Annotated in this window: 16 protein-coding genes; 9 read left to right on the top strand and 7 right to left on the bottom strand. The window is 56.4% G+C overall.

The window, feature by feature from the left end; all coding sequences use genetic code 11:
• Nucleotides 1–41: 41 nt before the first annotated feature.
• The 3 genes from Z948_RS0109290 to Z948_RS0109280 form a co-directional block, all read right to left on the bottom strand.
• Nucleotides 42–3341 (bottom strand): error-prone DNA polymerase, encoded by a 3300-nt coding sequence (locus tag Z948_RS0109290; protein WP_025059292.1) that lies wholly within the window; start codon nt 3339–3341, stop codon nt 42–44.
• Nucleotides 3342–3405: 64 nt separating this feature from the next.
• Complete coding sequence (locus Z948_RS0109285) at nt 3406–4941, bottom strand: Y-family DNA polymerase (RefSeq protein WP_037951430.1); 1536 nt, start codon at nt 4939–4941, stop codon at nt 3406–3408.
• Nucleotides 4841–5539, bottom strand: a complete 699-nt coding sequence (locus Z948_RS0109280; RefSeq protein ID WP_037951555.1) for an ImuA family protein — start codon at nt 5537–5539, stop codon at nt 4841–4843. The genes Z948_RS0109285 and Z948_RS0109280 overlap by 101 nt, the downstream gene beginning before the upstream one ends.
• A gap of 202 nt (nt 5540–5741) precedes the next feature.
• Here Z948_RS0109280 and Z948_RS0109275 point away from each other — a divergent pair, with 202 nt between their 5' ends.
• The 8 genes from Z948_RS0109275 (at nt 5742) to Z948_RS0109225 (ending at nt 19384) form a co-directional block, all read left to right on the top strand.
• A complete protein-coding gene (locus tag Z948_RS0109275) occupies nt 5742–7847 on the top strand; it encodes a DEAD/DEAH box helicase (protein WP_025059289.1) in 2106 nt (701 codons plus the stop codon).
• Nucleotides 7848–8086: 239 nt separating this feature from the next.
• On the top strand, nt 8087–9478 hold the full coding sequence (locus Z948_RS0109265) for an aminotransferase family protein (RefSeq protein WP_025059287.1): 1392 nt from the start codon (nt 8087–8089) through the stop codon (nt 9476–9478).
• A gap of 240 nt (nt 9479–9718) precedes the next feature.
• The gene (locus tag Z948_RS18445) at nt 9719–11107 is read left to right on the top strand and encodes a Hint domain-containing protein (RefSeq protein WP_025059286.1); all 1389 of its coding nucleotides are present in this window, start codon (nt 9719–9721) and stop codon (nt 11105–11107) included.
• 212 nt (nt 11108–11319) lie between these two features.
• Complete coding sequence (gene pdxR, locus Z948_RS0109250) at nt 11320–12801, top strand: MocR-like pyridoxine biosynthesis transcription factor PdxR (RefSeq protein ID WP_025059285.1); 1482 nt, start codon at nt 11320–11322, stop codon at nt 12799–12801.
• 87 nt (nt 12802–12888) lie between these two features.
• Nucleotides 12889–14667 (top strand): sulfoacetaldehyde acetyltransferase, encoded by a 1779-nt coding sequence (gene xsc, locus Z948_RS0109245; protein ID WP_025059284.1) that lies wholly within the window; start codon nt 12889–12891, stop codon nt 14665–14667.
• 249 nt (nt 14668–14916) lie between these two features.
• Complete coding sequence (locus Z948_RS0109235; RefSeq protein ID WP_025059282.1) at nt 14917–17757, top strand: molybdopterin oxidoreductase family protein; 2841 nt, start codon at nt 14917–14919, stop codon at nt 17755–17757.
• Complete coding sequence (locus Z948_RS0109230; RefSeq protein WP_025059281.1) at nt 17754–18512, top strand: 4Fe-4S dicluster domain-containing protein; 759 nt, start codon at nt 17754–17756, stop codon at nt 18510–18512. Before Z948_RS0109235 ends, Z948_RS0109230 begins: the two co-directional genes overlap by 4 nt.
• Complete coding sequence (locus Z948_RS0109225) at nt 18512–19384, top strand: dimethyl sulfoxide reductase anchor subunit family protein (protein WP_025059280.1); 873 nt, start codon at nt 18512–18514, stop codon at nt 19382–19384. The genes Z948_RS0109230 and Z948_RS0109225 overlap by 1 nt, the downstream gene beginning before the upstream one ends.
• A gap of 70 nt (nt 19385–19454) precedes the next feature.
• Here the strand turns inward: Z948_RS0109225 and Z948_RS0109220 are convergent, their stop codons facing one another.
• Nucleotides 19455–20624: a M20 aminoacylase family protein gene (locus Z948_RS0109220; RefSeq protein WP_025059279.1), complete on the bottom strand. Its 1170-nt coding sequence runs from the start codon at nt 20622–20624 to the stop codon at nt 19455–19457.
• A gap of 83 nt (nt 20625–20707) precedes the next feature.
• Nucleotides 20708–21580: a 4-hydroxy-tetrahydrodipicolinate synthase gene (gene dapA / locus Z948_RS0109215; protein WP_025059278.1), complete on the bottom strand. Its 873-nt coding sequence runs from the start codon at nt 21578–21580 to the stop codon at nt 20708–20710.
• Nucleotides 21581–21740: 160 nt separating this feature from the next.
• Here dapA and Z948_RS0109210 point away from each other — a divergent pair, with 160 nt between their 5' ends.
• A complete protein-coding gene (locus Z948_RS0109210) occupies nt 21741–23714 on the top strand; it encodes a lytic transglycosylase domain-containing protein (protein ID WP_025059277.1) in 1974 nt (657 codons plus the stop codon).
• Here the strand turns inward: Z948_RS0109210 and Z948_RS0109205 are convergent.
• Together Z948_RS0109205 and mnmC2 are read right to left on the bottom strand one after the other, a co-directional pair.
• Nucleotides 23679–24548, bottom strand: a complete 870-nt coding sequence (locus Z948_RS0109205) for a DMT family transporter (RefSeq protein ID WP_025059276.1) — start codon at nt 24546–24548, stop codon at nt 23679–23681. The two genes, Z948_RS0109210 and Z948_RS0109205, sit on opposite strands and share 36 nt — an antisense overlap.
• A complete protein-coding gene (gene mnmC2 / locus Z948_RS0109200) occupies nt 24545–25204 on the bottom strand; it encodes a tRNA (5-methylaminomethyl-2-thiouridine)(34)-methyltransferase MnmC2 (RefSeq protein ID WP_025059275.1) in 660 nt (219 codons plus the stop codon). The genes Z948_RS0109205 and mnmC2 overlap by 4 nt, the downstream gene beginning before the upstream one ends.
• Nucleotides 25205–25243: the final 39 nt, after the last annotated feature.

The following is a 25243-nucleotide window of genomic DNA, read 5'->3' as shown; positions in this document are numbered from 1 at the left end:
ATACCTTTGTCCTGTCGCAATCACCTTAGCGCGAGAATTCATCAGTGAAAATCACGAGATTTCGGAATCACACGCACATCACGCGGATGCTTGCGCCCTCCAGCGGCACAGGCAGGCCGCGTGGGAGCATCAGCCCCCTTTTCCTCCCTATCATCGGCCAAAGCATCCAACCGCTCTGTCCGGTTTTCCAATCGGTCCGCAACGACATGGATCACCCGCCCGTCGGTCTGAACCCGCCCATGCACCACTAGCAGGCGCGCTGTCATGATCAAGGCCCGAGAATGCTCAAACAGCTTGGGCCAGATCACAAGGTTCGCGACCCCGTCCTCATCCTCTAGCGTGATAAAACACACGCCCTTTGCGCTGCCTGGTTTCTGACGGACCAACACCAACCCTGCCAACGACACCCGCGCCCCATGCGCCATGTGAATGAGGCTGTGCGAACTCGCGAACCCCTGCTGTCGCAGACTTGCGCGGAAAAACCGCATCGGGTGCGCCTTTAGCGACAGGCGTAGGGTCTGGTAATCCGCCACCACATGCTCTGCCTGTGCCATCGCGGGCAAGGCGACCTCTGGCTCCGCCCCTTCACCTGCTGCCGCCACATGGTCAAATATCGGTAGCGAGGGCGCATCCCGCAGCCCTTGCGCCTGCCACAACGCCTGTCGGCGGTCGATACCACAAGAGCGGAACGCATCAGCGGCGGCCAGTTTGCCAATCACACCTCGGTCCAGCTTGGCGCGTTCTTTCAGGTCTGCCACATCTGAAAACGGATCGCCCCGTGCTGCCATCAGTCGCGCAGCGGCATCGCGGCGCATACCGTCGACCTGACGCAACCCCAGTCGCAAAGCAAACCCATCAGCGCAGGGTTCCAGCGTGCAATCCCAATCAGAATAATTCACATCGACCGCGCGCACCTCGACCCCATGTTCACGGGCATCGCGCACAATCTGGGCTGGCGCATAAAACCCCATGGGCTGGCTGTTCAACAGCCCACAGGCAAAGGCCGCAGGATAGTGGCATTTCATCCAGCTAGAGACATAGACCAGCTTGGCAAAACTGGCGGCGTGGCTTTCGGGAAATCCGTAATCGCCGAACCCTTTGATCTGATTAAAGCACCTTTGCGCGAACGCCTCGGCGTATCCGCGTGCTGTCATGCGGCCCACCATCTTGGCCTGCAACGTCTCGATTGTCCCGCGCGAGCGAAACGTCGCCATCGCCTTGCGCAGCTCGTTCGCCTCTTTGGCTGAAAACCGCGCCGCATCAATGGCGATCTTCATCGCTTGTTCCTGAAAAATCGGCACCCCCAATGTGCGCCCCAAAATCCTGAGCAATTCATCCTGTGGATACTCAGACCCCGGCGCGGGATAGCTCACCCCCTCGATCCCCTGACGGCGGCGCAGATAGGGATGCACCATATCGCCTTGAATGGGGCCGGGCCGGACAATCGCAACTTGGATTACCAAATCATAGAAACGGCGTGGGCGCAGTTTAGGCAGCATCGCCATTTGCGCGCGGCTTTCCACCTGAAACACCCCCAAGCTGTCGCCAGCACAGAGCATGTCATAAGTGTCTTCATCATCGCTAGGGATGCTGGCCAGATCATGCTGAATACCATAATGCGCGCCGAGCAAATCAAACACTTTGGCGATGCAACTCAGCATCCCCAGCGCAAGAATATCCACCTTAAAGATGCCCAGCGCGTCGATGTCATCCTTGTCCCATTCGATAAACGAACGTTCAGGCATGGCGCCGTTGCCGATGGGGACCATCTCGGTCAGGGGGCGTTCCGTCAGGATAAACCCGCCGACGTGCTGGGACAAATGCCGTGGCATCCCCGTCATCTGCCCTGCCAGCAAAAGCACACGGCGCAAATACGGATCGGTAAGGTCCATGCCGACCTCTTCGGCGTGATCTTCGTCTATCGGTTTGCCAGAAGCCCCCCACACCGTGCCCGCCAGCTTGCTTGTCACATCCTCGCTGAGGCCCATCGCTTTGCCAACCTCGCGAATGGCGCTGCGGGCGCGGTAGTGGATGACCGTAGCGCATAGCCCTGCTCGGTCCCGTCCGTATTTTGTATACATGTATTGGATGACTTCCTCACGGCGTTCGTGTTCGAAATCCACGTCAATGTCGGGCGGCTCGTCCCGTTCCTCGCTGAGAAATCGTTCGAATAATAAGTCGTGCTCTTCGGGGTCCACCGCCGTGATCCCCAGACAAAAGCACACCGCAGAATTCGCCGCCGATCCGCGCCCCTGACACAGGATAGGCGGGCTGGCCTCGTGACGGGCAAAGCGCACGATGTCATTGATCGTCAGGAAATAGCGCGCGATCTTTTTGGAACGGATAAGGGCGAACTCCTTTTCGATAATCGCCTTAACCCGCTCGGTCACCCCATCGGGATAGCGCCATGCAGCCCCCTGCCATGTCAGGTGCTCCAGCTCCTCCATCGCGCTACGCCCCTGCGGAACGATCTCATGGGGGTATTCATATTTCAGATCATCCAAACTGAACAAACAGGCATCCGCCACCCTGCGCGTGGCCGCAATGGCATGGGGCCAAGGCGCAAACAGGCGGCACATCTCATCCGGAGATTTAAGGTGCCGCTCGGCATTGGCCTCCAACAAAAAGCCAGCAGTAGAAATCGTTTTACCATGACGGATACAGGTCATCACATCCTGCAAAGGGCGGCGTGAGGGCGTGTGATACAGCACGTCATTACTCGCCAGTATTTCCAGCCCATGCGCACGCGCGATCTGATCCAAACGGTTGATCCGCGCCACATCATCACCACGGTACAAAAACGTAGCCCCGACATGCTGCAAGGTTGGTAAAGCGTCACACAACCTCGGCAGCCCCGCCTCAAACACATCAAGGTTCTCGGGCGGCATCACAATCAGCTGCACAGCATCGCTATGGGCTGCCACCATCTCAAGCGTCAGATGTGTTTCCCCCTTCAACTGCCACTCGCCCTGAACATCGGCCATCTTCCCCTTGGACAGTAACGTCGACAACCGTGCATAGGCCGCGCGATCACGGGGGTAGGCCAGCAGCTCGGTTCCGCACAACAACACCAGCCTCGCACCGATCAGGGGTCGCAGCTTGGCCGTCTTTGCCTCAACGTGAACACGCACGACACCAGCCAGCGTGTTGTGATCCGCCACACCCAACGCATGATACCCCAACGTATTCGCAGTAGCCGTCAGGTCCACCGCATCCGACGCCGCACGCAGAAAAGAAAAGCACGTGGCGAGGCCCAGCTCCACATAGGGGCTGGGATCATTCGGATGAAATGGATCATCCTCGTCCATCGAACGCCGCTTATGCCCGTCTTGCTGTGGCATCTCGTAACAGCCTCACCCTTATGGGATGGCGGGAGGGGTGTCGCCTATGGGCGCACGTCTCCTGTCATCCAAAGGTGCCATGCATAAACCAACGCGGATCACCGCCACGCGCATCTCCGACAACCCCATCCCGAAACAACCAGAACCGCCTGCCATCTGTCACCTCTACTTTGTAATAATCCCGCAGGCGCGTGCCTGCCCTGTCCCGCCACCACTCGGGCGCAATCCGTTCCGGCCCCTCAAAGCGCGCCATCAAAAACGCAACGCGCCGCCACCGGAACCGTGCGGGCGGCCCCTCTGGCACGGCATACAGAACAGCAATTTCTTCTGGCGGATCAAACAGACGCAGCGGTCGCTCGCGCAGCACCTCCACCACAGCGTCCCTCTCTCCTGCCAGCACCGAAACCTGAGCTTCAACACGCTCTGGTTTGTGGCTTTCAACCCACGCGGCCCATGTCACTTTGGACGGGCCCAACTTAGCCGTCATACGGTCCAGTAATGCAGCCACATCCGCGCTTGCATCCCGTGCTCCGTCCAACCGATCCTGATGCAGCGACAGCGGCTCGGCCCGTAGCGCCTCCAGCGTCAATAGGTCAAACCCAAAGCCAGGGTCGATGCCTTCCAGCTTACCCGCAACCAGCCGCACAAAATGGGCGGGATCACGGCTGGCGCTTGCGGTCGAGACATCGCGGAACCGCCACTCCCCATCCACACGGTAAATCGTCAGGCGCAAACGCCGCGCACCCAGCTCGGCAGCAGCCAGCTGAGCGGCCAAATCTTCGGCCAACCCATCCAGCCACGGCACCGGATCAATCACTGGTTCAGCCAGTCGCGCCTGCGCACGCCACACTTGCAAATCTGGTGGCGCATTCAACGGATCCGCACTGCGGCCTAAGGCGCGGTCCAGCAACACCAGCGGGTTGTGATCCTCTGCTACGGTTGAGAACCGCCTCATCAGCCCCGCGCGCGGCACTGCCTCTAACGCGCCGATGGTTTTAAGCCCTAGCCGATCCAGCAAGCGCACCGTGCCATTTGGCACCCGCAACGCTGCCACAGATAACGGCGCCAAATGCGCGGTCACGTCTTGCACACCACAAATCACACCCTGCGCGCCAAACCGAGCCAGCATTTGCGCAGCGCCTCGGGTCGGCGCCAAAGCCAACCGCGCCCGCAGCCCCTGCATGGCAAATCGCGTGTGCATGTCCCGCAGCATCTGCGCCTCTCCGCCAAACAGATGCGCCGCACCGCGCACGTCCATCACGATCCCGTCGTCTTCGGCCACCGTCCACGGGCACCACCGCCGCGCCCACATCGCCAACCTGTCCAATAACGCGCGGTCTCCGTCAGGGTCCGCCTGTTCGACATGCAAATCGCGGTGGATCGCCTGCACATCCACCACACGTGCGCCGATCAGAATTCCACGCGCAGCGCCCGCCGCGTTCACCGCATGAATGACCGGCCCATGGCTGCCCTGCAGCGACAACACCACTGGCAAAGCATCATCCGGCAGCGTGCGCTGCTGCGCTGTGATCCGTTTCCATCGGTCCATCGCCAGATCGGGAAAGAAAACGGAGACGACCCTCGCGCCTGCGTCCTTCATCCGACACCACCCATGTGCCCGGGCTGCGCCCACGGGCGCGAAACAGCTCGGCCTCCCACAAGGGCGAGCCAGGTGCAGCTGCATTGTAGGGGTGAGTCGCTGAGGGCAATGCCCCCACGCGCCAGCGCTCGCGCGCCGCGCTCAGCCCTTCGGCCACGCCCGAACGGATCAACCACACCGGCACGCCCGATGCCTCGCTGCGCATCGCAAGGCGTTTGGTCGCGGTAAAGTCCAACACAGGCGGCGCGCCGTGCACCTCGCCTACAACAGCCGATAGCCCAGCACAGGCCGCCCCCTCCTCCATCGCCCAAAGAACGTCGCGCGCATGGCTGACCTCGACCCGCAGCAGCTTGACCCCCTTCAGCGCAGGACCGTACACGCGCCCGTTCTCCAACCGCGAAGCGCGGTCTTGCACCCACAACACTGGCGCCTTGCCGCGCGGTAAACACGCCAAGACAAATGCCGTCGCTGCCGCATCGAAAGGCTGCGCCGCCAGCACGTCTTTCAACACCGCTTGCGCAGCATCGGGGGCAGGCACATCGACCACGCCGCGCCTGTCGCCCAACCGCACGACCTGCCCCAAAGAAGAATCTCTCATCACACATCCCTCCAGTTTGTTCTCTTTTTGTTCTACATGAAACCCCTCCAATTTGCACCCCCCATTTCCCCTACAAGAGTGCGCAATTTCCCGCCGTCATGCACAAGGTGCAGCACTGCCCCACTCAAATCGCCAGTATACAAACGCCGCGCAACACAGTAGGGGCAGGTCTACTCCATCTTTATCCGCTCAGGAAAATCCCTTGATTCAAACGATCGCAGACGCTCTGGCCGCCCAAGGCTATGAAACCATGACCCCTGTACAGGACGCCGTAGTTGCGCCTGAACTCGACGGCAAAGACCTGCTGGTTTCCGCCCAAACAGGGTCCGGTAAAACCGTGGCATTTGGCCTTGCCATTGCTCCCACATTGCTGGGCGAGGAGACACATTTCGGCCGCGCGGCCGCTCCGCTGGCGCTGATTATTGCGCCAACCCGCGAGCTTGCGATGCAAGTTAGTCGTGAGTTGACATGGCTTTACGGGAAAGCGGGCGCAATTGTCACCACCTGCGTTGGCGGCATGGACACCCGTACCGAGCGCCGCGCGCTGGACCGTGGCGCGCATATCGTTGTCGCCACACCTGGGCGTCTGTGTGACCACATCAAACGCAACAACATCGACCTCACCGATCTGCGCGCTGTGGTGTTGGACGAAGCCGATGAAATGCTGGATCTGGGCTTTCGCGAAGACCTTGAATTCATCTTGAGCGAATCCCCTGAAGAACGCCGCACTTTGTTGTTCTCGGCCACCGTTCCGGCAGCGATTGCGAAACTCGCACAAAGTTATCAGCGCGATGCGCAGCGGGTTTCTGTTGTTTCTGACAGCAAGCAACATTCGGATATCGAATACCGCGCGCTGACCGTAAATCCGCGTGACACGGAAAACGCGATCCTGAACCTCCTGCGTTTTTACGAAGCCAAGAATGCGATTGTTTTCTGCAACACCCGCGCCGCCGTGGCGCGCCTGACCTCACGCCTGACAAACCGCAACTTCTCGGTTGTGGCCCTGTCTGGCGAGCTGACCCAATCCGAGCGCACAAACGCGCTGCAATCCTTGCGCGACGGACGTGCCCGCGTTTGTGTGGCCACCGACGTTGCTGCACGCGGCATCGACCTGCCTAACCTTGAGCTGGTGATCCACGCTGACCTACCCACCAACGCAGACACGCTGCTGCACCGTTCTGGCCGTACAGGTCGCGCGGGGCGTAAAGGTGTATCCGCACTGATCGTACCGCCAAAGATGCGCTCGAAGGCGACCCGCCTTATGGGCTGGGCCAAGCTGAAGGCAGAATGGGGCGTCCCCCCTTCCGCAGCCGAAGTGAACGCCGCAGACCAAGAGCGCCTGTTGAACGACGACGCATGGAGCACCCCCGCCCCCGAAGATGCACAAGAGTTCGTCGCGACGCTGGCTGAACGTTACACCGCAGAACAACTGGCCACCGCGTTTGTGAATCTGCACCGCTCGCGTGCATCCGCCCCAGAAGAGCTATCTGCACCCGGTGAAGGCCGTGACAGCGCGCCACGCGCCGAGTTTGGCAAATCAGTTTGGTTCACTGTTTCAACGGGCCGCAATGACGGCGCAGAACCACGCACCTTGTTGCCCATGCTTTGCCGCGTTGGCGACATGACCCGCGACGACATCGGTGCGATCCGCGTACAGCCGCGTCATTCTTATGTTGAGGTTGCCGAGGGCGCCGTGGGCAAATTGGTCAACGCATTAGGCGCGGATATGAAAGCCGAGGATGGTGTCACTCTGACACGTCTTGACGGTGTACCAGAGTTCGGCCCACGCACCCCGCGCCCTGACAACAAAGGCAGCGGCCGCGCGCGTTTCGACAAAGAAAAACGTCCGCATCGTGGCAAATCGAACTACGATCCAGATGCACCCAAGCCACCACGCAAGCCGCGCGCACCACGCGACGATGCGCCAGCGGATGAATACAAACCTCGCAAGGCCGAATCCAAGCCACGCAGCGCGCCGGCGAAATCCAAGCGCGATGCGACCCGTCCGCCAAAGTCTCACAAGACAGAACGCACACCGATGAAATCTGGCGACAAGCCCAAGGCAAAGCCCGCCTGGAAGGATAAGCCACGAGATGCAGGTGGCGACAAGCCGGCGTCAAAGGCAGGAAAATCTGGTGCAAAAGCTGTTTGGAAAAAGCCGGCTAAAGATGGCGCGCCAAAGCGCGATGCAAAGCCATCCAGCGGCTATAACCGCGCAGCGGATTCATCCAAACGCTTCACCCCTCCAGGGGGCAAGGGCAAAAAGCCAAGCGGCGGCGATGCGCGACCAAGCCGGTCCAAACGCTAAACCAACCAACATCTGAAAAGCTAAGAGGCTGGGGCATCTGCTCTGGCCTTTTTTATTGCAAGAATGAGGCAAAGCGCATGATTTTCATGCATTCCTTCCACGGCGGGTGAAAGTCTGGCCCTATTCTTAGAATAGATCTGGACCTATTTTTTAACTGAGCTTCTCTGTCAAATAAGACAAAGATCGAAAAAGCACTGTTCGATTTCCCCACTATCACGCTCTCTCGAAAGGTCGCCATCATGGACGGTACATTTAAAGATAATGACATCTCTCACATCGTTGAGGCAGATCGCGCCCACGTTTGGCACCACCTAAGCCAGCACAAACCCTATGAAACAACGGATCCTCGGATATTTGTCGAGGGTAAGGGGATGCGCATTTGGGATCAAAAAGGCAAAGAGCACATCGATGCGGTCGCCGGTGGGGTCTGGACCGTTAACGTAGGCTATGGCCGCGAATCAATTGCAGATGTCGTGCGCGAACAATTGGTGAAATTGAACTTTTTCGGCGGCTCTGCTGGCTCTATTCCAGGTGCCATTTTTTCGGAAATGCTGATTTCCAAAATGCCAGGGATGAGCCGCGTTTACTATTGCTCTTCCGGATCGGAAGCGAACGAAAAAGCATTCAAAATGGTGCGCCAGATCGCTGTGAAACGTTTTGGAGGCAAAAAGCACAAGATCCTGTATCGCGACCGCGATTATCACGGCAGCACCATCGCCTGCATGGGCGCAGGCGGCCAATACGAACGCAACGCACATTACGGCCCCTTCCCTGACGGCTTTGTTTCCGTCCCTCACTGCCTAGAATACCGCAAACACGAACAAGCAGGTGCCCCTGATGAAAACTATGGCGTCTGGGCCGCCAATGAGATTGAAAAGGTCATTCTGCGTGAAGGGCCCGAAACAATTGGCGCCCTGTGCTTAGAGCCTGTGACAGCGGGTGGCGGTGTGATCACGCCGCCTGATGGCTATTGGGAACGTATCCGCGAAATCTGCGACCAGTATGAAATTCTTTTGCATATTGACGAAGTCGTATGTGGCGTTGGTCGGACAGGCACATGGTTTGGCTATCAGCATTTCGGCATTAAACCAGACATGGTTTCCATGGCCAAAGGCGTTGCATCCGGTTACGCGGCGATCTCTTGCCTCGTCACCACCGAGACTGTTTTTGATATGTTCAAAGACGATGCGTCAGACCCGCTCAACTACTTCCGCGACATCTCGACATTTGGTGGCTGCACCGCGGGACCGGCCGCGGCGATCGAAAACATGAAGATCATCGAGCGCGAGAACCTGTTGGAAAACACAATCGCGATGGGTGACTATATGCTGGATCAGCTGAACGCACTGAGCGACAAACACGCTGTCATTGGTCAAGCACGCGGCAAGGGTTTGTTCTTGGGCGCCGAATTGGTTGAGGATCGCGCCAGCAAAACCCCAATGTCGGAAAAGATGGTTGGTGCGGTCGTTGCTGATTGCATGCAGCAGGGTGTGATTATCGGTGCAACCAACCGCTCTGTTCCGGGAAAAAACAACACACTTTGCTTCTCACCTGCCCTCATCGCGACCAAGGACGACATTGATCAGATCATTGGCGCGGTTGACGGTGCTTTGGGCCGCGTATTTGGCTAGATCTACCAACGAAATTTCAGAAAAGGCCCTGCGCGTTGCGGGGCCTTTTCGCTGTCGCGGCTGCAGTCAAAGCCGATGTGGCGGGCATAGAAAGATTAACATCGAATGAAGATTTCCTTAACTTTCAGCTAATTACTTTACTTTCCTCTCTCAGCCACAGCTTGGGCACAATCTGAGCCTAAACCCGCCCAATTCAAATTTTAGATATTTCCTATCAGTTTTTGATCTGGAGATATTCCTATGCCTATCGGTGAGGTCGGTGCCTTAACACGAGGAAGTTTTGCTGAAGGTGAAGTCGTTCGTATCGATTTCACCGAACCAATGACTGATGCTATCATCCACCTGTCTTCGACAAACCAAGGTGGTAACGAATTTTCCCTGCGCGTTGTGTCTGTTGATGCGGACGGTTTTGATTTCATTCTAGAAGAATGGGAAGACGAGGACGGCCCCCACCCTGCGACGGAAACCATCAACTGGATTGCCGTAGAAACAGGCGTACATACACTCAACGACGGGCGCACCATCGAAGCGGGCACAACCACCGCCACAGACACAGCTAGCTCGGTTTCATTGTCTGGCACCCACACTGGCACCCCTGTTGTTCTCACCAATGTCATGAGCCAAAACGACCCGGATGTCGTTGACAGCGATCCGTTCAACGTGACCAACAGTGGATTTGATGTCCAACTGCAAGAGGGATCGCTTTCGGACGGTGTAAACACCGGTGAAGACGTTGGTTGGATCGCGATTTCTACAGGGGGTGATGGCACGGCGGGCTTTGCATCCCTTCACAGCGCTCTCACAACATCGAACAGCACGTTTGCCCTAGGCGGCAGCCTGACAGACGGCGCGGTTTTTGGCGAAACTCAATCCATGAACGATCCCGAAGCGGGCAACGTCGTTCTTGGAAACGGGGCAAGCGTAACGGGATCAACCGGAAACGTTGTAGCGAAATTTGACGAAGAAACCGGCAACGGCAACTCTGCCCACGCAACAGAATCTCTGGGCCTTGTTGGTTTTGAAATCGGTCAAATCCTGTGTTTTACACCCGGAACGATGATCGATACACCCCTTGGACCACGGGCGATCGAGACGATTGAAAAGGGCGACTACGTTCTCACTTTGGATAACGGTCCGCAGCCCGTCTTATTCTCAAGCCGGACGTTTACCAGCGCGCAACAACTACAAACCCAGCCCAGCCTGAAACCTGTCCTGATCAAAGCAGGAAGCCTTGGGCCGAACCTTCCGCAACGGGATCTTCTCGTTTCACCACAGCACCGCATGCTTATTGGCGGCTGGCGGGCACAGATGATGTTTGGAGAAGATCAACTGCTTGCCCCAGCAAAAGGGTTGCTTAACGACAGCACCATCCTAACCAAAACGCCTGCCGCGGGTGTGACATACATTCACCTTGGCTTTGCGCGGCATGAAATCATCACAGCCAACGGCGCTCTTTCAGAAAGCTTGCATACAGGCAGTGTCGCGAAATCCTCTATGGACATTGCAGCGCGGGAGGAACTCTTCAGCCTATTTCCAGACCTGCGCACGGCACCCCACAATCCCGGCAATGCAGCACGGGCCTGTCTGAACGTCACCGAAACCCGCCTGATTGCTCCAACCGCAATTTAGGGCGCGCGCCCTTTTGGTCCAAAACCTTGGCTCGCACTGGCCTCCGTCAGGAACAGCTTCACACGCCAAAATAGCGCGCCATTCAAAAACACAGCCTTCAATTTCAGATTACCCCTGAAAGCACAGGATGGAATACGCCTGTACTTTGGCACCATTTCACCTCACTATAAGTCCAGATTGCCCCCCAGCTATATCCAAAATCGGGATCATAAATGGCGCTTCCAGTAGAAACCTTTTTTCTTCAACCTGACGCGCAGGGAACATTGCAAGCGCAAATCCAGCAAATGATTGCACAGGGGATCCTCTCTGGTCGTTTTCAACACGGCGAAAAGCTCCCCTCGACGCGGAAATTGGCAACCCACCTTGGTGTCAGCCGGATCACTGTCACGATCGCCTATACCGAGCTTTTGGCGAATGACTACCTCTCATCCAAAGGCCGGTCGGGCTATTACGTTTCTGAAAACGCGCCCAGCCCCCCATCTTTTACGCCCAGCCCCGATGTATTGGACGCCGTCGATTGGAACCGTGCGATTGGCCAGCGCTTTAGCGGAGGGGTAACACCAACCAAGCCACAAGATTGGTCGCAATACCGCTATCCGTTTGTTTACGGCCAAGCGGATCAGTCCCTATTTGATCACGCAAACTGGCGCCTGTGTGCCCTTCAGGCTTTGGGGCAACGTGACTTTAATTCCATGACGAAAGACTACTACGATCAGGATGACCCGAACCTGATCGAGTTTATTGCGCGCCATACGCTTCCACGGCGTGGGATCACGGCTGCGCCTGAACAAATTTTGATAACACTTGGCGCACAAAATGCACTTTGGCTGACAGCACAGGTTCTGCTCACCCAACGGCGGCGCGCCACCCTCGAAGACCCTTGCTATCCCGCGCTGCGGGACATTCTGATCCAGTCCCGCTGTAACGTAACACCTGTGCGCGTTGATCGGGACGGCTTGCCTCCCGATGCTATTCCACCCGACACAGACGTCCTATTTACAACGCCAAGCCATCAATGCCCAACCAACGCGACCATGCCAATTGAGCGTCGCCGCCAGCTGCTGAAACGTGCAAGAGAGATCGACGCGATCATCGTTGAGGACGATTACGAGTTTGAAACCTCGTTTTTGCGCGCACCTTCTCCGGCTCTTAAATCCTTGGATACTGACGGGCGCGTCATTTACGTGGGCAGTTTTTCGAAATCTCTATTTCCCGGTTTGCGGCTTGGCTATCTTGTTGGGTCAGAACCCTTCATCCGCGAAGCGCGCGCACTGCGCGCGTCCGTTTTGCGCCACCCGCCTGGTCATATCCAACGCACCGCGTCTTATTTCCTATCGCTCGGCCATTATGATGCTTTGGTTCGGCGCACCAGTAACGCACTGCATGAGCGCCGTTCAAAAATGGAGAAGGCAATCGCCGACAATGGATTAAAAATTGCAGGGCAAGGTGCCCACGGCGGATCATCCTTTTGGATGCAAGCACCCGATGACATCGACACCCAAACCCTTGCAAATCGGCTAAGGGAAAAGGGCGTCTTGATCGAACCTGGTCATTCGTTTTTTGATGGGGAAACACCTCCGAAAAACTTCTATCGGCTAGGTTACTCATCCATCCATTCAGACCGCGTATTAAACGGGCTAAAGCTCATCTCTGCCGAGATTGATGAGATGATCGCATCTGGTCATACCCCATAAAATCAACTGGCCCTAACGTTTGATTCGAAGAAACCGTAGCTTGTCGCAAACCCAGATTTCTACTAATCCAGATCAAGGATCCCCCCTATGAAGATGACCACCGAAGAAGCCTTCGTCAAAACGCTCCAGATGCATGGCATCGATAACGCCTTCGGAATCATCGGCTCTGCCATGATGCCAATCTCTGACATTTTCCCTGATGCTGGTATTAAATTCTGGGACTGCGCCCATGAAACATCTGGCGGCATGATGGCAGACGGCTTCACCCGCGCCACTGGTAAGATGTCTATGATGATCGCGCAAAACGGCCCAGGCATCACCAACTTTGTAACCGCGGTTAAAACTGCCTATTGGAACCACACCCCTATTTTGCTGGTCACGCCACAGGCGGCGAATAAAACAATCGGTCAGGGTGGTTTTCAGGAGATGGAACAGATGAACCTGTTCTCTGACTGTGTTGCCTACCAAGAAGAGGTACGCGACCCCTCGCGCATCGCCGAAACCCTGAACCGCGTGATCATGCAAGCCAAGCGCGCCTCTGCCCCCGCGCAAATCAACGTGCCACGCGATTTTTGGACCCAAGTGATCGACATCGATCTACCAGTCATCGTCGATTTCGAATTGCCCCAAGGTGGAGCTGTTGCGGTTCAAGAGGCTGCTGATCTGCTGTCTTCTGCCAAGTTCCCTGTGATCTTGAATGGTGCGGGGGCGATCCTGTCCAAAGGCGGCATCGAAGCCTCCCGCGTTCTGGCAGAAACGCTAGATGCACCCGTTTGTGTGGGTTACCAACACAATGACGCCTTCCCTGGAAACCACCCATTGTATGCTGGCCCTCTGGGCTACAACGGTTCCAAGGCGGGCATGGAACTGATCGCCAAAGCCGATGTTGTTTTGTGCCTCGGTACGCGCCTCAACCCGTTTTCCACTCTGCCTGGATACGGCATAGATTATTGGCCAACAGATGCGAAAATTATTCAGGTAGACCTAAACCCAAATCGCATCGGCCTTACCAAGGCTGTGACCGTTGGCATCGTCGGTGACGCCGCCAAAGTAGCAACCGCAATCTCGGAGAAATTGGCCGATGATGCTGGTGACGCAGGTCGTACCGACCGCAAGAATACAATCGCTACAACAAAATCCTCATGGGCTCAGGAACTGACCTCGATGACGGAAGAGCAGGACGATCCCGGTACAGATTGGAACGTTCGCGCCCGCGCAGCCAAGCCCGACTGGATGGCGCCGCGTATGGCGTGGCGCGCTATTCAGGCCGCCCTACCTGCCCAAGCGATCATCTCTTCCGACATCGGTAACAACTGCGCAATCGGTAACGCCTACCCATCCTTCGACGAAAGCCGCAAATATCTGGCCCCTGGTCTGTTTGGTCCCTGCGGTTATGGCCTACCTTCTATCGTTGGTGCGAAAATCGGGCGTCCTGACGTGCCTGTTGTTGGTTTCGCTGGTGACGGCGCATTCGGCATCTCGGTCAACGAACTGACCGCGATCGGCCGCGGTGACTGGCCTGCGATCACCCAGATCGTTTTCCGCAACTACCAGTGGGGCGCGGAAAAGCGTAACTCAACCCTTTGGTTTGACGACAATTTTGTCGGCACCGAGCTGGACGAGCAGGTTTCCTACGCTGGTATCGCCTCGGCTTGTGGCCTCAAAGGTGTTGTTGCCCGCACGCAGGACGAACTGACCGCGGCGCTGGCCCAAGCGATCAAAGACCAGATGGAAAACGGGATCACCACATTGATCGAAGCGATGATCAACCAAGAGCTGGGTGACCCATTCCGCCGCGATGCAATGAAGAAACCTGTCAAAGTTGCCGGTATCGATGCATCCGACATGCGCGAGCAATCTGTCTAAAACGTGCTGACAACCGCACATAAAAAATGGGCAGGCCATCATGAACACGCTGCGCGATCTTCAGATATGCGCAGCGGCTCGGCCTGCCGACATCGTTCTAAACCAAGGTCACGCGCAACGGGCTTTGCGCCAAACCCATGCAGCGCTATATTTTAACATGCACAAGACTAAGGGAAGCAACCAAAGGATCACGGCGCAACCAGCCATGCCACACCCCAACAGGTATCCAGATAACCGTCAGGAGAGACTATGACCCACAAACAGCCAACGCTGGACCTGAGCCCAAAAGTCTCTGACGAGATCCGCAAAACCACATGCTATATGTGCGCCTGTCGCTGCGGCATTAATGTCCACATGAAGAAAGACCCGCTGGGCGACCTAAAGGTTGCCTATATCGAGGGAAACCGCGACCATCCTGTGAACCAAGGCGTCCTTTGCGCCAAAGGGTCGGCTGGCATCATGCAGCACAATGCGCCATCGCGCCTGAAGTCTCCGATGAAACGTGTTGGCGAACGTGGCTCGGGTGAATTCGAAGAAATCAGCTGGGATGAAGCCTATGAGATTGCTGCAAGTTGGCTAAAACCGATCCGCGAAACCAACCCTGAAAAGTTGGCGTTTTTTACAGGCCGCGACCAATCGCAGAGCTTTACCTCGTTGTGGGCGCAGTCATTCGGCACGCCGAACTATGCGGCCCACGGAGGTTTTTGTTCGGTCAACATGGCGGCTGCTGGCATCTATACAATGGGCGGCGCTTTTTGGGAATTTGGGCAGCCTGATTGGGACCATACCAAGCTGTTCATGCTTTTCGGCGTTGCCGAAGACCACGATTCCAACCCCATCAAAATGGGGATCGGCAAAATCAAAAAGCGGGGCGCCCGTGTTATTGGCGTAAACCCGATCCGCACCGGATATAACGCCGTTGCAGATGACTGGGTCGGCATTACACCTGGCACTGACGGTCTGTTTATCTTGTCGATGATCCACTGCTTGATGAAAGCAGGTCGGATGGATCTGAACTATCTCGCGCAATACACAGATGCGGCTGTGCTGATCAACGGGGACGACAAATCCCCTGAATTCGGTCTCAAGCTACGCGACGAGAATGGCAAAGAGCTGGTTATTGATCGCACCACGGGCAAGCTAACCCCTTATGACCAAAAAGGCGTAAAGCCCGATCTATCGGCAACCCACCGCGCCAAAGGGATCACCCACCGCCCCGTCTTTCATCAGATGGCGGAAATGTACCTAGACGATCAATACGCGCCCGAAACCGTTGCCGAAACCTGCGGCATCTCTGCTGAACGCATTCGCACAATCGCGGCCGAGCTAGCCCGTGTTGCATTCGACGAAGCGTTTGAGCTCGATCACGAGTGGACGGATTTCCGCGGTGAGACCCACAAAACGATGACGGGGCGCCCTGTGTCCTTCCACGCGATGCGCGGCATCTCTGCGCACGCAAATGGGTTCCAAACCTGCCGCGCGCTGCACGTGTTGCAGATCATTCTTGGCACTGTCGAAGTTCCAGGTGGTTTCCGCTTTAAACCTCCCTACCCAAAACCCGCCACTGCACACCCAAAGCCACACGTTGGCATTTGCCCTGATCAACCTTTGGATGGCCCGCACCTCGGCTTTGTTCATGGGCCAGAGGACCTAGCACTGAAAGACGACGGAACGCCTGCGCGGATCGACAAAGCCTTTACGTGGGAAAACCCGATGTCTGTGCATGGGCTTATGCATATGGTGATCTCGAACGCTTATGCGGGTGATCCCTACAAGATCGACACGCTGTTCATGTATATGGCGAACATGTCTTGGAACTCGTCCATGAACACCACGGGTGTCATCGAGATGCTCACCGACAAAGACGAAAGCGGTGAGTATGTGATCCCGCGCATCATCTATTCGGACGCCTATAGCTCTGAAATGGTCGCCTACTCCGATCTGATCCTGCCGGATACAACCTATCTGGAACGCCACGATTGTATCTCTCTGCTGGATCGCCCGATCTGCGAAGCAGACGCGGCGGCTGACGCCATACGGTGGCCTGTGGTAGAGCCTGATCGCAACGTCAAAGGGTTCCAATCCGCGCTTTGTGATCTGGGTGCCAAACTGGGCTTGCCAGCGTTTGTGAATGACGATGGCAGCCAAAAATACACCGATTACGCCGATTACATCGTAAATCATGAACGCCGCCCTGGTGTTGGTCCGCTTGCCGGATGGCGCATGGGTGAGAACGGCCTGCAAAACGGTCGTGGCGGGGTGAATGCGTCGCAAATGGAAAACTACATCGGCAATGGCGGTTTCTTTGTCGAACACATTCCGGACGGGGCAAACTATTACAAACCATGGAACCAAGCCTATCAGGACTGGGCCGTGAAAATGGGTATCTTTGATAGCCAACAACCGTATTTGTTTACGCTCTATTCCGAACCAATGCGCAAATTCCAGCTCGCAGCAGAAGGTCACGGCGAGCGGCAACCGCCTGAGCATCTACGCGAACGCGTGAAGGAAACGATGTCGCCACTGCCGATCTGGTATGAAACCGATCAGGAAGGGAACGAAGGATTTACCGTTACCGCCCTCACTCAGCGCCCAATGGCGATGTACCATTCATGGGGCAGCCAGAACGCTTGGCTGCGCCAGTTACATGGCCGCAATCCAATGTATATACCCAGCAAGCTGATGAAGGCCCACGCGCTAACGGATGGCGATTGGGCCGAGATCACATCTCCCCATGGCAAAATCACCGTGCCCGTTATGGAAATGGCCGCGCTGAACGACAACACCATCTGGACGTGGAACGCGATTGGTAAGCGCAAAGGCGCATGGGCGCTGGATGAAGAAGCCCCAGAAGCCACCAAGGGTTTCCTGCTGAACCATCTAATCCACGAACTGATGCCCCCCAAGGGTGACGGCCTTCGCTGGGCTAACTCAGACCCGATTACTGGGCAGGCCGCATGGTTTGATCTGAAGGTTGCGATCAAAAAAGTTGATGCGCCTAGTGATGCAGTATCCCTGCCGTCGATGAAGTCGATCAAATCCCCCGTTGGAAAAGGCCCTGCGGAACTGAAATGGAAGGTAGGCCAATGACCCAATTGCCCACCCATACTGACAAAAAGCTAGGTCTGGTTATTGATCTGGATACCTGCGTGGGTTGCCACGCCTGCGTGATTTCTTGCAAAGGCTGGAACACCGAAAACTACGGCGCCCCCCTGTCTGATCAAGACCCTTATGGCGCTGATCCATCAGGTACCTTCCTGAACCGTGTTCACAGCTATGAGGTTCAGCCCGAACGAGGCGAAGCCCAGCTCATCCACTTTCCCAAATCCTGTCTGCACTGCGATGATGCCCCTTGCGTTACCGTTTGCCCAACTGGCGCCAGCTATAAGCGCGTTGAAGACGGTATCGTTTTGGTTAATGAAAGTGACTGCATCGGTTGTGGCCTGTGTGCTTGGGCCTGTCCTTACGGCGCGCGCGAGCTGGACCAAGCCGAAGGCGTGATGAAGAAATGCACGCTTTGCGTTGATCGCATCTATAACGAAAACCTACCCGAAGTTGACCGCACCCCGTCTTGTGTACGGACCTGCCCTGCGGGTGCCCGCCACTTTGGCGATTTGGGCGATCCCAATTCAGACGTGAGCCAGCTGGTCGCCGAACGCGGCGGGATGGATTTGATGCCTGAACTTGGCACCAAACCCGTCAACAAATACCTGCCACCACGTCCAAAGGACCAACTGACCCTCCAAAGCGAAGAAATCGATATCCTCGCGCCTTTCCTCGACCCTATCGCGACAGAGCCAAGAGGCTTTCTTAGCTGGCTTGATAAAACTCTGGAGAAACTCTGATGCATCCAGCACCTTCCGTCATCTTCTTCTCCACCTTTTCCGGTCTAGGTTTTGGCCTGTTGGTGTTTCTTGGCCTCGGTATGCCTGATGTCACGGGGTGGACCGCGTTTGCGTTCTTCACCATCGCCTACCTATTGGCGGTCGGGGGCCTGATTTCATCCACCTTCCACCTTGGCCACCCTGAACGCGCGCTAAGGGCATTCACGCAATGGCGCACCAGCTGGCTGTCGCGTGAGGCATGGTGCGCGGTTGCTGCTCTTGTCCTTATGGGGCTTTACGGCGGGGGCTTGGTGTTTTTGGATCAGCGTTGGAGTGTGTTGGGTATCTTGGGCGCGATTGCCTCACTGGCGACAGTTTACACAACCTCGATGATCTACGGGCAGCTCAAAACAGTTCCCCGTTGGAACAGCCCTCTGACGTCGGCCAATTTCTTGTCGCTCTGCATCGCAGGCGGTGCGCTATTATCGTCCAAGATCACGTGGGCCATCGTCCTACTGATTGTAGCTGGGGCTGTTCAAATCGCCACGTGGATGCGCGGGGATAAGGCGCTGAGCCAAAGCGGCACGAACATGGAAACCGCCACAGGCCTAGGGGGCATCGGCAGCGTACGCGCGTTTGAGCCCCCCCACACTGGCACCAACTATCTGTTGCGCGAATTTGTCCATGTCATTGGACGCAAGCACGCGCAAAAACTACGGATCATTTCGATCCTGCTGATGACGGTCCTGCCTGTGATCTTCCTGCTAACGCCGTTCAGCCACTATTTGGCGCTATTCGCTGTGCTATCCCATATCGGTGGCGTCTTGACCGCACGCTGGTTATTCTTTGCCGAGGCAGAGCACGTTGTGGGCCTGTATTACGGTAAACGGTAAACTGACCAGACAAACGATAAACGCCGCTGCATCATTGGATACGGCGGCGTTTTTCGTTTCTGACAAATTGTTAGGTAGAGAGCGGCAGACGTTTCTCAACGATCCGTGCCATGACCGATGCGCCTACGGGCAGGATTTCGGGATCTAGGAAAAACGACGGGTTATGCAGCGGAGCAGTGCCCGAATGCCCGATGACACAATACGCACCTGGCACAACCTTTAGCATATCCGCGAAATCTTCAGATCCGGTCGCGGGCTCCTTTTTGTGATAGATATTCTCTTCTCCGACAATGTCTCCGGCGGCCTCCAGATAGGCATCGGAAAGCGCATCGTCGTTCATCAACACATCGAACACATTCCTTAGCTCTAGCGAGATCGTCACATCATGGGCCAGAGCAAACCCATCACAAATCGCCTGCATACGCGCTGCGGCCAATTCATAAACCTCGTCCTTAAAATACCGGATCGTCCCGGCAAGCGTCGCCACCTCGGGGATAACATTATAGGCGGCACCTGCGTGCATTTGGGTCACCGACAGCACGCAAGTCTCCAGAGGCGCGACATTCCGGCTGAGGATGGTCTGGAATTCGGTGGCAAGGCTGGCCGCGATGATCAGCGCATCCTTACTTTCTGAAGGGCGTGCAGCGTGGCTTCCCTTACCGACGACTTTCACATCAAAAAAGGCCGCACCTGCCATGGCAGCACCTTTGGTGATACCAACCTTACCTGCCTGCCCTGTGGGGGTATTATGCATGCCGTAGATTTCGTCGCAGGGGAATTGATCAAACAGACCATCGGCGATCATCTGTCGCGCGCCGCCTAAGCCCTCTTCGGCTGGTTGAAAGATAAGCACTGCCGTTCCATCAAAATCGCGGGTTGCTGCCAGATGTTTTGCGGCGCCCAACAACATCGTTGTATGCCCGTCATGCCCACAGGCATGCATCACCCCGTCGTTGGTTGAGGCATAGTCCAGCTCGGTTATTTCATGAATGGGCAGAGCATCCATATCCGCGCGCAAACCGATGCGGCGGTTTCCCTTTTGCTTGCCATGGACCAATCCAACAACACCGGTTTTACCAAGCCCTGTGTAGACCTCGTCAACACCATAAGCGCGGAGTTTTTCAGCTACGATGGCGCTGGTACGGGTTTCGGTGAATCCGATCTCGGGATGTGCATGCAGATCGCGGAAAATCTCATTCAGCTCATCTGTGCTATCGGCAATGGTTGGGAGGATGTTCATCAAAAAGGTCTCCGGACAATGGGGTTACAGGCACCCTATGTCCGGAAATCCATAATGTGTAGAGCGATCAAATCGCCAAAGGCTTAAAGAAGGCCTGCGTGCTTTAGAGCTGCTTCAACCAATGCGCGGGTGTCATCATTCAGACCTGTCAGGGGCAGGCGAACCTCCTCTGCGCATAGATCAAGGCAAGACATCGCATATTTCACGCCAACCAAACCTGGCTCGGTAAAGACGGCCTTGTGCAGTGGCATCAGCTTGTCCTGAATCTCCAAAGCGGTGGCATAATCACCCGCCGCACAGGCAGCTTGCAATTGCGACGCCAGCTTTGGCGCGACGTTTGCCGTCACGGAAATACACCCAACACCGCCTTGGGCGTTGAACCCATGTGCGGTGGCGTCTTCGCCAGACAGCTGGATAAAATCGGGACCGCATGTAATGCGCTGTTCGCAGACACGGGCCAGATCGCCAGTTGCGTCTTTAACGCCAACGATGCGCTCCAGTTTTGCGAGCTCGCCCATTGTCTCAGGCGTCATATCGATGACGGAACGGCCAGGGATATTGTAGATGATGATCGGCAGTTTGCAGCAATCATGAACGGCAGTGAAATGCGCGATCAACCCACGCTGGGTTGGTTTGTTGTAATAAGGCGTGACCAGCAGGATACCGTCTGCGCCGACTTTCTCGGCGTGCTGGGCAAGGCGAATGGATTCCAGCGTGTTGTTGCTGCCCGCACCTGCGATCACAGGAATGCGGCCAGCGGCGGCTTTTACCACAACCTCAACAACCGCTTCGTGTTCCGCATGGGTCAGCGTTGGCGATTCGCCTGTTGTCCCGACAGGAACCAGACCATTGGAGCCTTCACCAACATGCCATTCCACGAGTTTCTTTAGCGTTTCAATATCCAGCTCGCCGTTGCGAAACGGCGTGACGAGGGCAGGTAGAGAACCTGAAAACATGTGCACGCTCCTTATGTGCTGGAGACCGAAAGGCCATCCGGGGTGAAAGCGCCTCGCCGATCGAGGTCGCAAGAGAAAGACCGCCTGCGCAAGGATACGTGAATTGAACCTGCGTTAAGATGGACTATGTTAGAAGGCTCTACTGTGAGGATGATAGGAAATGCAAGCCATGACACGCTATCTGACGGTCCTGTTGCTGCTGTGTGCCACGGCTTTTCCCGCATTGGCCGAACGCCCAAGGCCGCTGGGCTGGGCCATTGATGCCATGCGAGGCGGCGATTTTGACGCCGCTGAAAAGATCGCCGCGCGGGATGGTAAGGTCGCTCAGGACGTTATTTTATGGCATCGCCTCCGCGCAGCAGAGGGTAGCTATAATCAACTGATCGACTTTATCAAACGTCGCCCTGACTGGCCTGGTATGGAATATCTGCTGCGCCGCTCCGAGCCTGAGGTGATCAAGGAAAATGACGACAAAATCCTCGCCTTCTTTGAACAATTTCCCGCCCAAACCCCAAAGGGCGTGTTGGCCCATGCCAAAGCTTTGATCGCGAAAGGGCTGACAGGCCCAGCGCAGGCCAACCTTGTTCTGGCATGGCGCACCATGCCGATGAACGCAAATTCGCAAGCCGCCTTTCTAAAGGATCACGCGGCCTTGCTAAAACCTCATCACGATGCGCGGCTGGATGCGATGGTTTGGCAACGCGAATATGATGAAGCACGGCAAATGTACGGCGTGGCCAGCAAAGACGCGGAAAGAGCCGCAGAATCGCGTATCGCTTTTTATCGTCGTTCTAGCAGCGCCGTGAACATCTATGAAAAACTGCCCGACAACCTGAAATCATCAGGCGGTGTGAACCATGCACGCTTTGAGTGGCGCATTCGCAAAAACCGCGTCGGGGATGCAAAAGACCTCCTTCTTGAGGCCTCCAAAAGTGTTGAGGCTTTGGGTGATCCTGCTGCGTGGGGCAACCGACGCCGCGCATTGGCACGCGGTGAAATGCGTTCGGGCGATCGGCAGCGCGCCTATGCGATGGCTTCACAGCATCACCTAACCGAAGGGTCGGATTATGCGGACCTTGAATGGTTGTCTGGCTATATCGCATTGCGGTTTCTGGATGATCCAATGCGCGCGCACCAACATTTCCTAAACCACGACTCGGCAGTTGAATCCCCAATCAGCCAAGGGCGCGCTGGCTATTGGCAAGGTCGTGCGCTGGAAGCGGCGGGCGACAATGAAGGCGCGACAGCCGCCTATCAGATGGGGGCGAAATATCAGACATCCTTTTACGGATTGCTAGCCGCTGAACGTGCGCGCATCCCCTTCCCAGACCGCCTGCGCGGCGCTGCCCCGACAACAGACTGGAGAACCAGCGCCCTTGCTCAGGCACCTCTGTTCGAAGCGGGTCTCCTTCTTCAGGCATCTGGTGAAATGAGCCTTGCCGAACGGTTTTGGACACACCTCGCAGAGCAACTGCTAGAGCCCGACCTAGAGCTTTTGGGCCAAGCCGCCATCGACGTTGAGCAGCCCCATATCGCCGTCATGATCGGAAAACGCGCCGCGCGGCGCGGTCTGGAAATCGCCGCGCCTTACTACGCGCTACATCCTGCGGGTGAGGCAGACCTGCCCATGGCGCCAGAGATGACATTGGCCATTGCGCGCCGCGAAAGCGAATTTGATCCTGTTGTACAGTCTCATGTGGGTGCACGCGGCCTGATGCAGCTGATGCCTGCGACAGCCCGTGAGGTAGCGCAGGAAATAGGCGTTCTACCCCAGCACACCACAGACCGCCTGACGGCTGATCCTGTCTATAACGCCCGCCTTGGATCACAGTATCTGTCAAAGCTGGCAGGTCAGTTTGACGGCAATGTCGTCATGATGTCCGCCGGATACAACGCAGGCCCCAGCCGCCCTATCCGCTGGATGGACAATTATGGAGACCCCCGTGAAGGCGACATCTATATCGTTGATTGGGTGGAAATGGTCCCCTTTAGGGAAACGCAAAACTACATCATGCGCGTCACTGAAAGCTTGCCAGTTTACCGCGCCCGACTGGGCCGTGACCCTCTTCCCATTCCTTTTTACGAAGAGCTGACTGGATCAACGCTGAAGGCGTTCGCGCCAAAAGGTGAATAGCCCCGCCGCCACAATAATCACACATCCAATGGCAACATTGGTCGAGACAGTCTCTCCAAAGGCCGAGATCCCGATGACCGCGGCGAAAACCAGCTGCAAATAAGCAAACGGTTGCACCGCACTTGCCTCTGCGACCTCATAGCAGCGGATCAACAACCAGTGGCCCGTAACCCCTGTGAAACACAGACAAGTCATCCAGATCCAATCTTGGCCGCTCATCGGTTCCCAAAACCAAACCCCTACGCTGGTCATGGCAACTGCGCCGACGACACCTGTCCAGAAAAAGCTGGTGGTCGAACTATCCCGTCGCGAAGCGAACCGTGTAAGCAACCCATAGACCGCGAACATCGTCGCCGCGAGCAGGGGAATGAGGGCGCGAATATCAAAGACATCTCCGCTAGGGCGTAAGATAATCACAACCCCGATGAAACCAACTGCAATCGCAGCCCAGCGCCGCCAGCCAACGTGCTCTCCCAATACTGGCCCTGAAAAGGCCGCGACCAAAAGCGGATAACAGGTAAAGACAGCATGGCTTTCGACCAAGCCAAGGATCGTAAAGGCCACAACCATGACGCAGATTTCTGTCGCCAGCAAAAGGCCGCGACCGATCTGGACCCATGGCTGATCCGTTCGCGCCACACCGCGAATACCCTTGGCATGGCGTTTGGCCAAAGCGATTACAAAGGCTGCAAAAAACCAGTACCGGATCATCACGATCATCAAGACGTTGTATTCACCTGCCAAATGGCGTGACAGCCCGTCCTGCACTGCAAAAACAAAGGTAACAGCAATCATAAGGGCGATCCCCAAAGGGATGTTATTGCTTTGCTTCACGCTAGAACCGCCTGTGTCATGTGTCTTTTGCGGCCATAGCCCTTTATCCGAGCGACTTCAAACCCAGCGTCTTGCAACCCACGCCGCACAAATCCTGCTGCTGTATAGGTGGCCGCCGTTCCAGTCGGAGCGGTATGCGCGCCAACTTCACGCATCAATTCCGGCGACCATAGCTCGGGGTTTTTGGCAGGTGAGAACCCATCAAGGAACCAAGCATCGGCTTGCCCTTCCCACTTTGGCAGCGTTTCTCGTGCGTCACCTATGATCACGCGCAATTCGAAATCTGGACCATCCAGATACGAAGGGAACTCACTTGCTAAAGCCAGATCATCCGGCAACCCTTCAAAGGCGCGCAAAGCCGCGTGTAAATCATCCATAACCATTGGGAAGGCTTCAAAGCTGGTGAATTTCAAAACGCCTTTGCAACCGCTATCGCGAAAAGCCTTTAACGTGACCAGAAAGTTCAAGCCCGTTCCAAACCCCAATTCGGCCACGTGAAACCCATCCACAAATCGTTCGGGCAGGTTATTGCCCGCCAAAAACACATGGCGTGTTTCATCCATGCCGTTCTCAAGGCTGAAATACGGATCATCAAATTGGGTTGAGACAGGTACCCGCCCATCGCGCCATTCGATCTGTGCTGTCTGGTCCTGCACGTGTTTGCCCTATATCTGTGATTCCAGCGCAATCTGCGC

It is taken from the genome of Sulfitobacter donghicola DSW-25 = KCTC 12864 = JCM 14565 (assembly GCF_000622405.1).
Taxonomy (GTDB): domain Bacteria; phylum Pseudomonadota; class Alphaproteobacteria; order Rhodobacterales; family Rhodobacteraceae; genus Sulfitobacter; species Sulfitobacter donghicola.
This window is presented reverse-complemented; position numbering and strand designations above follow the sequence as displayed.

What these genes read in the sequence shown, in the direction of transcription:
- Z948_RS0109290 (WP_025059292.1), bottom strand. Translation starts at nt 3,341, where the DNA reads ATGCCACAGCAAGACGGGCATAAGCGGCGTTCGATGGACGAGGATGAT.
- Z948_RS0109285 (WP_037951430.1), bottom strand. Translation starts at nt 4,941, where the DNA reads ATGAAGGACGCAGGCGCGAGGGTCGTCTCCGTTTTCTTTCCCGATCTG.
- Z948_RS0109280 (WP_037951555.1), bottom strand. Translation starts at nt 5,539, where the DNA reads ATGAGAGATTCTTCTTTGGGGCAGGTCGTGCGGTTGGGCGACAGGCGC.
- Z948_RS0109265 (WP_025059287.1), top strand. Translation starts at nt 8,087, where the DNA reads ATGGACGGTACATTTAAAGATAATGACATCTCTCACATCGTTGAGGCA.
- Z948_RS18445 (WP_025059286.1), top strand. Translation starts at nt 9,719, where the DNA reads ATGCCTATCGGTGAGGTCGGTGCCTTAACACGAGGAAGTTTTGCTGAA.
- pdxR (WP_025059285.1), top strand. Translation starts at nt 11,320, where the DNA reads ATGGCGCTTCCAGTAGAAACCTTTTTTCTTCAACCTGACGCGCAGGGA.
- xsc (WP_025059284.1), top strand. Translation starts at nt 12,889, where the DNA reads ATGAAGATGACCACCGAAGAAGCCTTCGTCAAAACGCTCCAGATGCAT.
- Z948_RS0109235 (WP_025059282.1), top strand. Translation starts at nt 14,917, where the DNA reads ATGACCCACAAACAGCCAACGCTGGACCTGAGCCCAAAAGTCTCTGAC.
- Z948_RS0109230 (WP_025059281.1), top strand. Translation starts at nt 17,754, where the DNA reads ATGACCCAATTGCCCACCCATACTGACAAAAAGCTAGGTCTGGTTATT.
- Z948_RS0109225 (WP_025059280.1), top strand. Translation starts at nt 18,512, where the DNA reads ATGCATCCAGCACCTTCCGTCATCTTCTTCTCCACCTTTTCCGGTCTA.
- Z948_RS0109220 (WP_025059279.1), bottom strand. Translation starts at nt 20,624, where the DNA reads ATGAACATCCTCCCAACCATTGCCGATAGCACAGATGAGCTGAATGAG.
- dapA (WP_025059278.1), bottom strand. Translation starts at nt 21,580, where the DNA reads ATGTTTTCAGGTTCTCTACCTGCCCTCGTCACGCCGTTTCGCAACGGC.
- Z948_RS0109210 (WP_025059277.1), top strand. Translation starts at nt 21,741, where the DNA reads ATGCAAGCCATGACACGCTATCTGACGGTCCTGTTGCTGCTGTGTGCC.